At 59.8% G+C, this 11,722-nt stretch carries 11 protein-coding genes and 1 pseudogene; 2 read left to right on the top strand and 10 right to left on the bottom strand.

Translation table 11 applies throughout. The annotated features are described in order from the left end of the window. A pseudogene (locus tag RDN59_RS09585) lies at window positions 1-229 on the bottom strand (M18 family aminopeptidase); the annotation flags it as partial. Between the two features lie 75 nt (window positions 230-304). Here RDN59_RS09585 and RDN59_RS09590 point away from each other — a divergent pair. Continuing rightward, window positions 305-1,108, top strand: coding sequence for a RecB family exonuclease (locus tag RDN59_RS09590; RefSeq protein ID WP_308607643.1), 804 nt, complete (start codon window positions 305-307; stop codon window positions 1,106-1,108). A 27-nt stretch (window positions 1,109-1,135) separates the two neighbouring features. Here RDN59_RS09590 and RDN59_RS09595 read toward each other — a convergent pair whose 3' ends face one another. From RDN59_RS09595 to RDN59_RS09635, 9 genes are all read right to left on the bottom strand, one after another. Next, window positions 1,136-2,803 (bottom strand): formate--tetrahydrofolate ligase, encoded by a 1,668-nt coding sequence (locus RDN59_RS09595; RefSeq protein WP_308607644.1) that lies wholly within the window; start codon window positions 2,801-2,803, stop codon window positions 1,136-1,138. A 62-nt stretch (window positions 2,804-2,865) separates the two neighbouring features. Beyond that, window positions 2,866-4,173 (bottom strand): anaerobic C4-dicarboxylate transporter, encoded by a 1,308-nt coding sequence (locus RDN59_RS09600; protein ID WP_308607645.1) that lies wholly within the window; start codon window positions 4,171-4,173, stop codon window positions 2,866-2,868. A 302-nt stretch (window positions 4,174-4,475) separates the two neighbouring features. Further along, complete coding sequence (gene aspA, locus RDN59_RS09605) at window positions 4,476-6,008, bottom strand: aspartate ammonia-lyase (RefSeq protein WP_308607646.1); 1,533 nt, start codon at window positions 6,006-6,008, stop codon at window positions 4,476-4,478. A gap of 91 nt (window positions 6,009-6,099) precedes the next feature. After that, complete coding sequence (gene hisG, locus RDN59_RS09610; RefSeq protein WP_308607647.1) at window positions 6,100-6,945, bottom strand: ATP phosphoribosyltransferase; 846 nt, start codon at window positions 6,943-6,945, stop codon at window positions 6,100-6,102. 73 nt (window positions 6,946-7,018) lie between these two features. Beyond that, window positions 7,019-7,282, bottom strand: coding sequence for a phosphoribosyl-ATP diphosphatase (locus RDN59_RS09615; protein ID WP_046649144.1), 264 nt, complete (start codon window positions 7,280-7,282; stop codon window positions 7,019-7,021). A 59-nt stretch (window positions 7,283-7,341) separates the two neighbouring features. Then, a complete protein-coding gene (locus RDN59_RS09620) occupies window positions 7,342-8,067 on the bottom strand; it encodes an HAD family phosphatase (RefSeq protein ID WP_308607648.1) in 726 nt (241 codons plus the stop codon). Beyond that, a complete protein-coding gene (locus RDN59_RS09625; protein WP_308607649.1) occupies window positions 8,068-8,451 on the bottom strand; it encodes a hypothetical protein in 384 nt (127 codons plus the stop codon). Between the two features lie 24 nt (window positions 8,452-8,475). Then, the gene (gene mshC / locus RDN59_RS09630) at window positions 8,476-9,720 is read right to left on the bottom strand and encodes a cysteine--1-D-myo-inosityl 2-amino-2-deoxy-alpha-D-glucopyranoside ligase (protein ID WP_308607650.1); all 1,245 of its coding nucleotides are present in this window, start codon (window positions 9,718-9,720) and stop codon (window positions 8,476-8,478) included. A gap of 47 nt (window positions 9,721-9,767) precedes the next feature. Continuing rightward, a complete protein-coding gene (locus RDN59_RS09635) occupies window positions 9,768-10,592 on the bottom strand; it encodes an undecaprenyl-diphosphate phosphatase (RefSeq protein WP_308607652.1) in 825 nt (274 codons plus the stop codon). 96 nt (window positions 10,593-10,688) lie between these two features. Between RDN59_RS09635 and RDN59_RS09640 the strand changes: the two genes are divergently transcribed. Further along, the coding region (locus tag RDN59_RS09640; RefSeq protein WP_308607651.1) for a hypothetical protein at window positions 10,689-11,722 on the top strand (1,034 nt) is incomplete at its 3' end.

Here is an 11,722-nt window from a genome sequence, read left to right on the forward strand (position 1 = left end):
AGCCGATAATCCGGAAGCCGGAGTCTGGGCTCGCGCCCTCGGGGACAAACCAGGCCATGACCGCACCACCCCGGACCATGACGTGGCCGCCCGCTTCGGCTGACCACTCGGCGGACTCATCCTGGCGGCTAAACCCCGCCTCAACGAGTCTGCGCGCTACCTCCTCAGCCGCGTGGTAGGAGGACGGGCTGGCGGCGATGAAATCGAGAAAATCTTGTGTAGTGCTCATGCTTCCAGCTTGCCACGACCTGCCGGGTCATGCCGGAAGGACTGTGGGTGCCTATGCGCTAGGCTGAGAAACATTATGCCGAAACGACTAGCCCTCTCCCCCTCCCGTGCCTCCGACTACAAGCAATGCCCGCTGCTCTATCGCTTTCGGGCCATCGACAAGCTCCCCGAGCCCAAGACGAAGGCACAGGTCAAGGGAACGCTGGTCCACGCCGTCCTGGAAAAGATGCACCAGCTATCCCGCGAGGAGCGCGACTACCCAGCCGCGGTGAAGATGATCAAGCCAGAATGGGCGGTGATGCTTGAATCCGATCCCGAGCTGCGCGATCTGGTTCCTGAGGGCGAAGAACTCGACTTCTTCGTCGAAGCGCGCGAGCTCATCAAGGGCTACTTCCAGATGGAAAACCCTCAGGGCTTCGACGCCCACGAGTGCGAAATGTACGTCGATACCGTTCTGCCCAACGGCGTGCCGGTGCGCGGCTTCATCGACCGCGTAGACGTTGCCCCCACCGGCGAAGTGCGCGTGGTGGACTATAAGACCGGAAAGAAGCCGCTCCCCCGTTATTCCCAGGACGCGCAGTTCCAGATGAATTTCTACGCATTGGTGTACTGGCGGCTGCTCGGCACCATCCCCACGCAGTTGCGGTTGATGTACCTCAAGGTACTGGACTCTATGTTCCTCACGCCGGGACCGGAGGAACTGGAATACTTCGAGCGCGACCTAGGCGAGCTCTGGGCCAAAATCGAAGGCGATGGCAAGGCCGGAGATTTCAGGCCGAAGACGTCAAAGCTGTGCGGTTGGTGCTCGTTCCAAGACCTCTGCCCGGCTTTTGGCGGAACGCCACCCGAGTATCCCGGGTGGCCCGACCAGACCGAGTAGATTGCGCTGCGTAGACCGCACCGCGGCTTAGAACAAGCCAGAGATCGAACCGTCAGCGGCAACATCGATGTTGTTCGCTGCGGGCTTCTTCGGCAGGCCCGGCATGGTCATGACGTCACCGGTTAGGGCAACGATGAAACCAGCGCCGGTGCGCGGCTGCAGTTCGCGGACGTGGAGGACGTGGCTTTCCGGAGCGCCGAGCTGGCTGGGATCATCGGAGAAGGAGTACTGGGTCTTAGAGATAACGACGGGGAATTTCTCCCAGCCGTTGTCCTTGATGTACTTCAAGTCCTTGAGAGCCTTGGAAGAATACTCCACCCGCTCGGCGCGGTAAATTTCCGTGGCGATGGTCTCGACGGATGCCTCGATACCATCGGCAGGATCGTAAAGCTGGTGAGAGGAGCCTTCGGAGAGGCTGTCCAAAAGGCGCTCAGCCAGCGCGGTGGCGCCGGCGCCACCCTTCGCCCACACCTCTGCTTCTTCGAGCGCGACGTTAAAGTCTGCCGCCCATTGGCGCATGAACTCGCGCTCGGCATCGGTATCGCTGCCGAAGAGGTTGAGGGCCACCACTGGGGTCAGACCAAACTTGCGGAGGTTCTCCACGTGGCGTTCCAGGTTCACGACACCCTTCTTCAACGCCTCCAGGTTCTCCGTGGTGAGCTCCTCACGTGGCTGGCCACCGTTGTACTTCTGGGAACGGATTGTCGCCACGACGACTGCTCCGGCGACGTCGAGCTCACCGAAGCGGGACTTGACGTCGAGGAATTTCTCACCGCCGAGGTCCGCACCGAAACCAGCCTCCGTGAGGACGATATCGCCGAAGCGCATCGCGGTCTGGGTAGCGAGAAGCGTGTTGCAGCCGTGAGCGATGTTGGCAAAGGGTCCACCGTGGACGAAGGCCGGAGTGCCGCCGAGGGTTTGCACCAAGTTGGGGTTCAGCGCATCGCGCATCAGCGCTGTGAGCGCGCCTTCTGCCCCCAATTCGCGGGCAGTGACCGGCTTCTGGTCATAGGTGTAACCCACGGTGATGTCGCCGAGGCGCTTCTTCAGGTCTGCCAAGTCGGTGGCGAGTCCCAGGATGGCCATGATTTCGGATGCCGCGGTAATGGTGAAACCGGTCTCCCCCGGTACACCGTGGGCCGGGCCGCCAAGACCGGTGACGACATTGCGCAGCGCGCGGTCATTGACGTCGATACAGCGCTGCCACGTGATGCGACGCGGATCGATGTTGAGGGCGTTGCCTTGGTGGATGTGGTTATCAATGATGGCGGCCAAAGTATTGGTTGCCGCAGAGATGGCGTGGAAGTCACCCGTGAAGTGGAGGTTGATGTCCTCCATAGGGACAACCTGGGAGTAGCCGCCTCCTGCGGCACCTCCCTTGATGCCCATGACGGGACCCTGGGAAGGCTCGCGCAGCGCTACGATAGCCTTCTTCCCCAGCTGGGTGAGGGCATCGGTCAAACCGATAAGTACAGTGGATTTGCCCTCACCTGCTGGAGTCGGCGAGACACCAGTAACGAGGACGAGTTTGCCGTTGGCGGGGGTATCCCCAACTTGGGTGATATCTACCTTGGCTTTGTTCTGCCCATAAGGGATAAGAGCGGGCGCTGGGATACCGGCGCGGGCGGCAATATCAGTGATGGGTTCGAGCTGGTGGGCTTGGGCGATCTCAACATCAGAAGGTTGTGTAGTCATGCCCACCAGCTTAGCGCGCTAAAGAAGTGTCTTGAGCAAAATCAAATAATTTTTTGATAATGCTAGAGAACGACTGCGCCGATGGCGTAGCACAGGAGAACCGACAAGGCGATGCTCACAGTGCCAGGAATGATGAACGGGTGGTTGAAGACAGCCTTTCCGATGCGGGTCGAGCCAGTGTCATCCATTTCAACGGCCGCCAACAGGGTCGGGTACGTCGGCAGAATGAACAGAGCGGATACCGCGGGGAAGGCAGCGACTGCGGTCAGCGGGTTGACGCCAAGGGCCAGGGCCGCAGGCATGAGAGCCTTGGTGGTGGCTGCCTGGGAGTACAGCAGCGCCGCAGCAAAGAAGAGCACGATAGCCAGCAACCATGGGGCGGACTCAATGATGGACCCGGAAATGGCCTGGATGTCCTCCATGTAGTGGTTAATCAGCGTGGTGCCCAACCAGGCCACACCAAGCACACAGATACAGGCAGACATGCCAGACTTGAACACTGGGGTGTTGAGAACATCGCCAGCGGAGATCTTGGTGATCATGACGATGAGGGTTGCAGCGGTGAGCATCACCGTCATGATGGCTTCGTTACGGGGCAGAGTCGGCTCTTCGATGAGTCCTACCTGGGAGGAGGTCAGGGTGGCCCACAGCATGACGATAACGATGGAAACCAGGAAGATGATGACGGAGGTCTTGGCACCCTGCACCGGGCTGTAGTTGTGGGAGCCCTGCGGTACCTTCACCAGGCCCTGGGCCTTGCGTTCTTGGTAAACGGGATCATCCTCGAGCTCAGCGCCTGATCGGTTGGCAATCCAGGCGGCAGGGAAAATGGAGAGGAACGTTGCAGGAATGACCACGGCGAGGATCTGCAAATAGCCCACACCCATGGGCTCCAACAGGGAGGCGAGCAAGACTACGGCCGCAGAGATAGGTGAGGCACAGATGGCCATCTGCGAGGAAACAACCGCGATGGACAACGGGCGTGAGGGCCGGACCTTGCCTTCCTTAGCTACCTCGACGATAACCGGGAGCGTGGAAAAAGCGGTGTGTCCAGTGCCTGCCAGAACGGTCATCAGCCACGTGACGACTGGGGCGTAGAACGTGATCTTCTTCGGGTTTTTACGAAGGAATTTCTCTGCCAAGTAGACCAGATAGTCCATGCCACCGGCGCGTTGCATGGCAGCGATGGCCGCGATAACGGTCATGATGATGCCGATGACATCGAAGGGGATATCTTCGCGGGTGACGGGGACGCCGGTGAGGCCCAAAAGTAGAACGCCCAAGCCGCCGGCCATACCAATGCCGATTGAACCGATTCGGGCACCGAGATAGATCGCCGCAAGGACGATGAGGATGTGCACTACAACCATTGTGTAACTCCAATATGTGCAGTTGAACTGCAGTATGGGTGGTAATTCGCGCGGCGGTCAGAACACGACCATGGCGCGAGAACTGACAGTTTTTATTCTTCCCTATTGGTGTGGCTTTAGCGAGTATTCAGGCCCGATTGTGTCCGTTTACACAAAAGTGCGCACCGGCGGCTCGCGCTCGAGAGGGTGCGATACTCGGTGTGGTTGAAAACGGGCACACGCCCGCGCCGCCATCATTGAGGCAGCGCGGGCGTGTGCTGTACAGCATGAGCGATTCGCTCTCGCTAGTGCTGGGCGACGATTTATTCGTCGATGTAGAGCTGGCCGCGGAACTCTGGGTGCATGAGGTTTTCCACGGACAGAACCTTGTTGAGGGTTTCCTCGTCGAGCAGGCCCTTCTCCAGAACCAGTTCCTTGACACCCTTGCCAGTCTTCAGGGACTCCTTGGCAATGAGGTCACCGTTGTGGTGGCCGATGAACGGGTTCAGGTAGGTGACGATACCGATGGAGTTCTCCACATAAGCACGGCAGACATCAGCATTGGCGGTAATACCCTCAACGCACTTCTCACGCAGGGTATCCACGGCATTGCCCATGATGCGGATGGACTGGAACAGTGCCTCACCGATCACCGGCTCCATGACGTTGAGCTGCAGCTGGCCTGCCTCAGCGGCCATGGTGACGACGTGGTCGTTGCCGAAGATCTTGAAGCAGACCTGGTTGACAACCTCCGGGATAACCGGGTTGACCTTACCCGGCATGATGGAGGAACCAGCCTGACGCGGCGGGAGGTTGATTTCTGCCAGGCCAGCGCGGGGGCCAGACGACAGCAGGCGCAGGTCATTACAAATCTTGGCCAACTTCATCGCAGCGCGCTTAATCGTGGAGTGCAGGAGCACGTAGGCACCGCAGTCCGAGGTTGCTTCGATAAGGTCGCGCGCGGTCTTGATTTCCAGACCGGTGACCTCAGACAGCGCGGCGGTGACCTGGTGGCGGTAGCCAGCCGGGGTGTTCACGCCGGTACCGATAGCGGTGGCGCCCAGGTTGATCTCCAGCAGGCGCTTCTGGGCATCGCGCAGGATGGCCTGCTCCTCGGCCAGGTTGTGTGCGAAGGCCTTGAACTCATCACCGAGGGTCATCGGGACGGCGTCCTGCAGCTGGGTGCGGCCCATCTTCAGAATGTCAACGAATTCATTGCCCTTGGCGTGGAACGCTGCCTGAAGCTCATCGATGCGCGCGATGAGGTCCTCCATGGCGTAGTAGATGCCCAGGCGGAATCCGGTCGGGTACGCATCGTTGGTGGACTGGGACATGTTGACGTCATCGTTCGGGTTGATGACGTCGTAGGCGCCCTTCTCCTCACCTAGGTGCTCGAGAGCCAGGTTGGCCACGACCTCGTTGGTGTTCATGTTTAGCGAGGTGCCGGCGCCACCCTGGAAGACATCCAACGGGAACTGGTCCATGCAGCGGCCCTCTTCCAGGATCTGGTCACACGCCCAGATGATTGCCTCTGCCTTCTTCTTGGGAAGGACGTGCAGACGGCGGTTCGCCATCGCAGTGGCCTTCTTGACCTGCACCATACCGCGGATGAAATCCGGGATGGTGTTGATGGTCACGTAGGAAATCTGGAAGTTCTCGATAGCGCGCAGCGTATGAACGCCGTAGTACGCATCGCTCGGAACCTCCACGGAGCCGAGAAGATCAGTCTCAGTACGCGTCTTCTTGCTGGACGGGGACTTGGGAGCCTTGTTGGTGGCTTTTTCCTCGACCTGAGACTTTACGTCCTTGGTCTCCTTGGCCTCCGGCTGAGCATCCTTCTTAGTTGTCTTTGCCATCGGGGCTGACTCCTTGCATAAAAATCGAAGAACGATGATGGTCAGCCCCCATCGTAGCTAGGGGCCCGAATAAAATGCTTGGATTCTCCCCCTAAAAGCGGGCAATTCGTAGATCCGAGGCCAAGATTGCCTCGGCGCCGAGCCCTTCCAGCGCGTCCATCACCTGATTAGCCTGCTTGCGAGGCACCATGACGCGCACGGCCACCCACCCTTCGCGTGCCAGTGGCGAGATGGTGGGGCCAGTCAAGCCGGGGGTCACAGCTTCGACGTCTGGGAGCTTCTCTTCCGCGACGTTGTAATCGAGCATGACATAGTGGCGTGCATTGAGGATTCCGCGGATGCGGCTGAGCACAACGTTCTCTTCGGCTGTGACTTCTTCGCCCTCGCGTTTGATCACGACGGCCTCGGAAGAAACGATGGGCTCGCCAAATGGCTTAAGCCCTTGCTGGCGCAGGGTAGCTCCCGTTGAGACAACATCTGCGATCACGTCTGCGACACCGAGGTGAATCGAAATCTCTACCGCTCCGTCGAGGCGAATGACGTCAGCCTCAATTCCATTCGCGCTGAGGTGATTGCGCACAACGTTGGGGTAAGAGGTAGCGATGCGCTTGCCCTGGAGCTTCGGAACATCCCACTGCTCCCCCGCTGGTGCTGCGTAGCGGAACGTCGAGGCGCCAAAACCGAGATCCAAGACTTCGTTGAACTTCGCGCGCGAATCGAGGGCCAAGTCGCGGCCAGTAATTCCGAGATCTAGGACACCCTGTGCGACATAAATGGCGATGTCTTTCGGCCGCAGGAAAAAGAACTCGACGCCGTTGTCTTCGTCCACAACGTTCAACGACTTATTGTGCCCACGGCCCTTATATCCTGCTTCCTTGAGGATCTCCAGAGCGGCCTCGGACAGAGAACCCTTGTTAGGGACGGCGATTTTGATCATGAGTGTGCGGTGCTTTCTACGCTGATTGCGCTGGTTGTTGAAAGTGCTGGAAGCCCTCGTACCGGGCAGCCGATTAGAGGTAGGTGTAAATATCCTCGAGCTTCAGGCCACGCTTGTGGGCCATGACTTGGAGCCAGTAGAGCAGCTGCGACATCTCCTCGGCGAGTTCCTCATCAGACTGGTACTCGGCCGCAATCCACACTTCGCCAGCCTCTTCGATGATTTTCTTGCCCAAGTGGTGGATTCCTTTATCGAAGGCTTCCACGGTGCCGGAGCCTTCGGGGCGTTCGGCGATCTTCTGGGACAGTTCCTCAAACAGGCTTTCAAAATTCTTCACAAAGGAATATTCTTCCACACCGCTGCATAAAATTCTGCACCCCGGCCGAAATTCTCCGGCTACAGTGAGCGCAAGCACTGATACCACGCATAAATATCGCGCGCCGTCGCACCTTCCAGGTGGCGGTGCCCACAGCCTCGCAGTTCGGCGATGACAGTGACCTCGTCTGGGACTGTAACGTGCTCTCCTTCCGGCAGACCAATGACGGAGCAGCCAGCGGCGACCGCCGCGCGCATACCTGCCGCCGAATCCTCGAATACGAGGCAATCCTGGGGTCGAGCACCTACCCGGCGGGCAGCCTCGGCATACATATCAGGAGCTGGCTTTCCGTGGGGAACCTCGTCGCCGCAGATCGTGTCGACGAAATAGTGTCGGCCCAAAGCCGCGATTGCGGAGTCCGCCACGTAACGTTCGGTATTCGTGGTCACCATCATGGGCACACCCAACTCCTTGAGCTCATCAAGCAGCTCCGGAATACCCGGGAAAATCTCGAGGTGTTCGGCGAAAAGGGACTTGACATAGTCGAACATGAGCCGGCGGTACTTTTCGGTATCTCCCGGCTGAAGCATGACGCCCGCCTTATCGGCGCAGATGGTCAAGGTGTCCTCGAACGTGGCGCCTACCGTGGCCAAGCGCTCCGTCGGCGTTAGCCGGCGTCCCAGCGTTTCGGAGAGGTGGAAGGTGGCTTGCTCCCAAAGGGGCTCGGAATTAGTAAGGGTGCCATCCATGTCCCAGAAGATCGCTGCGGGACGGGTGGCACCTGCAGCCTGCTCGCTATCAGTCAATTAAAAATCCAGTTCGGGTAGCTGTGCCAAGGCATCGTCATCCGCGCCGGTCGCCGCCGAGGCAGAGTGGATAAGCTCCGTGAGCTCCTCCTTTTCCTCCGGCTCCAGCACCGCGTCAGCATTCTTTCGGTTGAAGGCGGCGAGTTTGTCCACGGAGGGGCGCACCGCTGAACTCAACAGCCCACCTTCCGGATCATCGGGCAGCTTATCCAGATCATCGAGGAAGGACTCGAGGATGCTGCGAAGATCTGGGAGCACCGTTGCATCGAACGGTGCCTCCCAGAACTCCTTTTCCTCTTCCTTGAGGTAATCCCCGGTGGCAAAGGACTGCAGGTTGGACATGAACTCATCTACGGTGGGCTGGAATTCGGCGCGAATCGTCATGAGCTAAATCATGCCTGAAGTTGTCTAGAGGCGCACGCCCAGCAGAGAATTAAGTGCAGTGCGCAGCAAGCCGGACGCCTCCTCATCCGGAGCACCAGCCTGCAGTGCCTTATCTGCCCATTGATCTATGGCCTCAAGGGCCCGTGGCGTATCGAGGTCGTCGGCCAAGGCACGACGTACGTGGTGCACGACCTCCTTGACTTCCTCCACGTTACCTGCCGTGCGGGAAGCCGCCCGCCAGCGCTCCAGCCGCTCCTGCGCGGTGTTCAAGACCTCATCGGACCAGTCACGGTCGGCTCGATAGTGGCCGGCGAAGACACCGAGACGGATGGCCGAAGGGTCGACGCCAGCCTCGACGAGCTTGTGGACGAACACTAGGTTGCCCAATGACTTCGACATCTTGGTGCCGTCCAAACCGATCATGCCGGTATGCACATAAGACTGCGCCATGCGCTCCACACCCAACGCCGCTTCCGCATGAGCCGCGGAGAACTCGTGGTGCGGGAACTTCAGGTCCGAACCGCCGCCCTGAATGTCGAAGCTGGAACCGAGTCGGTTGGTTGCGATGGCGGAACACTCGATGTGCCAGCCGGGACGTCCCAGGCCAAACGGAGAATCCCAGGCGGGCTCGCCCTCGCGGTGGGCGCGCCAAATGAGCGCATCCAATGGATCCCGCTTGCCGGGACGGTCTGGGTCACCGCCGCGCTCGGCAAAGAAGGTCTCCATCTGCTCGCGGGAATAATTCGATTCGTAGCCGAAGTTCTTCGTGGCTTCAATGGAAGCGTAGATATCCGGGAACTCAGGATCATCGACGACGTAGGCCGCATTGGCGTCGAGAAGCGCCTGCACCATCTCCGTGATCTCATCGATGGCTTCCATCGCCCCAACGAAGTGCTGAGGCGGAAGCACGGAGAGCAGCTCCATGTCCGAGCGGAAAAGATTGATCTGCGAGGTGCCCAGTTCGCGCCAATCCACACCGTCGCGCTCAGCGCGCTCGAAGAGCGGATCATCCACGTCGGTAATGTTCTGGGCGTAATTCACGGTGTAGCCGTTATCCAGCAACTGACGGTAAATCAGATCAAACGTCAGATAGGTCGCCGCATGGCCCAGGTGGGTGGAATCATAGGGGGTGATGCCACACACGTACATCGTGGCGGTATCCCCACTAATGTCGAGTTTCTTTACCGTCTCATCGGCGGAGTCATAGAGGTGGAGTGGCGTCGGGGCGCCAGGAACGGAATCGATGTGCGGGACAGGCCAAGATTGCATGGGCACCATCCTAACGTGTGGAGTCTCCGCGACTGGCGCATGGCCGGTTAGGGGGCGAGAACCCCGAGGCCCAGCAACAGCATGACGAGAAGCCCGACAGGAATGCGGTAGGCCGCAAACCACTCGAAGGAGTGGCTACCCACGAACTTCAGCAGCCACGCAATAGACGCATAGCCGACGACGAACGCGATGAGCGTGCCGACGAGCAGTTGGGCACCGGTGGCCGACTGCCCCACGGTGGGGCCGAAGGCGTCGCCAAGCGAAAACAGCCCCGAAGCCATAACCGCAGGAATGGCCAGCAGGAAGCTAAAGCGGGTCGCCACCTCGCGATCCAAGCCCAAAAAGAGGCCGCCTGAAATCGTGCCTCCCGAGCGCGAGACACCTGGGATAAGCGCCAAACACTGGCACAGGCCCATGACGATGGCATCGCGCATCGTCAATTCGTCGAAGCTGCGCTCCTTTTTGCCCACTTTCTCGGCGATGATGAAGACAAAAGAGAAAAGCACGAGCATAGACGCTGTAATCCACAAGTTGCGTAGGTTATCCCTAATCAGGTCCTTGCCCAGCACACCCAGGATGCCGATGGGGATAGAACCGACGATAACCATCCACCCCATGCGGTAATCCTGGCCGCGCTGGTCCTTGTGCACGAGACCTATGAACCAGCCTTTGAGAATCTGCCAAATCATTCCAGCGAAGTACACGATCACTGCCAGCTCAGTACCGAGCTGGATGACGGCGGTGAAGGAGGCACCTGCATCTTGGCCCCAAAAAAGAGTGGAAACGATGCGCAGGTGTCCGGAAGAACTCACGGGCAGGAATTCGGTGAGTCCTTGGACGAGGGAGAGGATGATGACCTGCATCCATGTCATGGCTTCAGTTGTCGCTGTTGTAGTCACCCGCGACAGCCTACTCGTGCAGCCCGCGGCTTCCGGTTTCCACCACGCTGGCTGCTAGGATGAGGGATCGTGAAATTGCGTCGTGTTCTGCTTTCTTCTGCCCTTCTCACCAGCGCCTGCGCTCTTGCCGCCTGCAATCCCACAGTTGGTGTTGGCGGAGACCCCAATTCCGCGGTCTATGGCAAGGCCGAACCCGCTTCCTCCCCGGCGGCCACCAAGCCGGTGGGTAACGTCGTCGCCTTCGATGCCATATCCGATCTCGCCGCAGTCGGTGACGTCCTTGCGGCTCGCACCGAGGGGTCACTCGCCGTAGGCACCGCCAATGACTTCACCGAGGGGAGGGCCGCCACCGTATCCGTGGATGAGAAGTGTGGCGACCTCACTGCGTCCGACCAGCACTTCCTCCTGGCGTGTGGGGATACGGTGTTGCTGTTTGATCCCCAGCAACCGGATTCCCCACAGGAGTTGGCAGTGGACGAGGAGAAACCAGTGACGGTGGCCGCGGAGGCTTCCAGCGGAGAGGTCTTCGTTGGCTCTGGGGACTCCACCACCATCGGCGTCTATGCGGACGGCGAACGCACCACCGACATCACGGTGGAGGCGGGCTCAGATCAGCTCATTTCCGTTCCCGTTTCTGATGGTCTCGACGGTATTGTCCGCGTCTTAAGGGAGGACTCCACGATTCAGTCGCTGGACTGGGAGAAGGACCGCGCGGGCGGACGCCTTCGTGTAGGCCAAGGCGTGGGTCAGATCGCGGGCGGTGAGGGCGCCGTGGTCGTAGCTTCAGATACGGTGGGCAAACGCGTGGCCATCTACACCGCCAGCGACGTCATCCGCCTGCACCAGTACGGAAACACTGACGGCACGCCGTGGGGCGTGGCCTGGGACGCCGGTCGTTCCTTGGCTTGGGTGACCACTACCGACAACAACCTGCTTCACGCCTACGCCGTCGCCGCGGGCGTTCCGGAGACCGTCGGCAGTATGGCCACGGTGGCGGATGCGCAGAACGTTGCCGTGCTTGGCGACGGCACCCTCGTCACCGCCTCAGCTAGCGGTGACGGCCTCCAGTTCATCAGTGATCCGCAACTCGACGAGACACCCCG

Origin of the sequence: uncultured Corynebacterium sp. (assembly GCF_902489365.1) — a bacterium.
Lineage (GTDB): Bacteria > Actinomycetota > Actinomycetes > Mycobacteriales > Mycobacteriaceae > Corynebacterium.

Excerpts from the sequence above, each read along its gene's own strand:
- hisG (WP_308607647.1), bottom strand. The coding sequence starts at position 6,945 with ATGATCAAAATCGCCGTCCCTAACAAGGGTTCTCTGTCCGAGGCCGCT.
- RDN59_RS09600 (WP_308607645.1), bottom strand. The coding sequence starts at position 4,173 with ATGGTTGTAGTGCACATCCTCATCGTCCTTGCGGCGATCTATCTCGGT.
- RDN59_RS09590 (WP_308607643.1), top strand. The coding sequence starts at position 305 with ATGCCGAAACGACTAGCCCTCTCCCCCTCCCGTGCCTCCGACTACAAG.
- RDN59_RS09595 (WP_308607644.1), bottom strand. The coding sequence starts at position 2,803 with ATGACTACACAACCTTCTGATGTTGAGATCGCCCAAGCCCACCAGCTC.
- RDN59_RS09635 (WP_308607652.1), bottom strand. The coding sequence starts at position 10,592 with ATGACATGGATGCAGGTCATCATCCTCTCCCTCGTCCAAGGACTCACC.
- RDN59_RS09625 (WP_308607649.1), bottom strand. The coding sequence starts at position 8,451 with ATGACGATTCGCGCCGAATTCCAGCCCACCGTAGATGAGTTCATGTCC.
- aspA (WP_308607646.1), bottom strand. The coding sequence starts at position 6,008 with ATGGCAAAGACAACTAAGAAGGATGCTCAGCCGGAGGCCAAGGAGACC.
- mshC (WP_308607650.1), bottom strand. The coding sequence starts at position 9,720 with ATGCAATCTTGGCCTGTCCCGCACATCGATTCCGTTCCTGGCGCCCCG.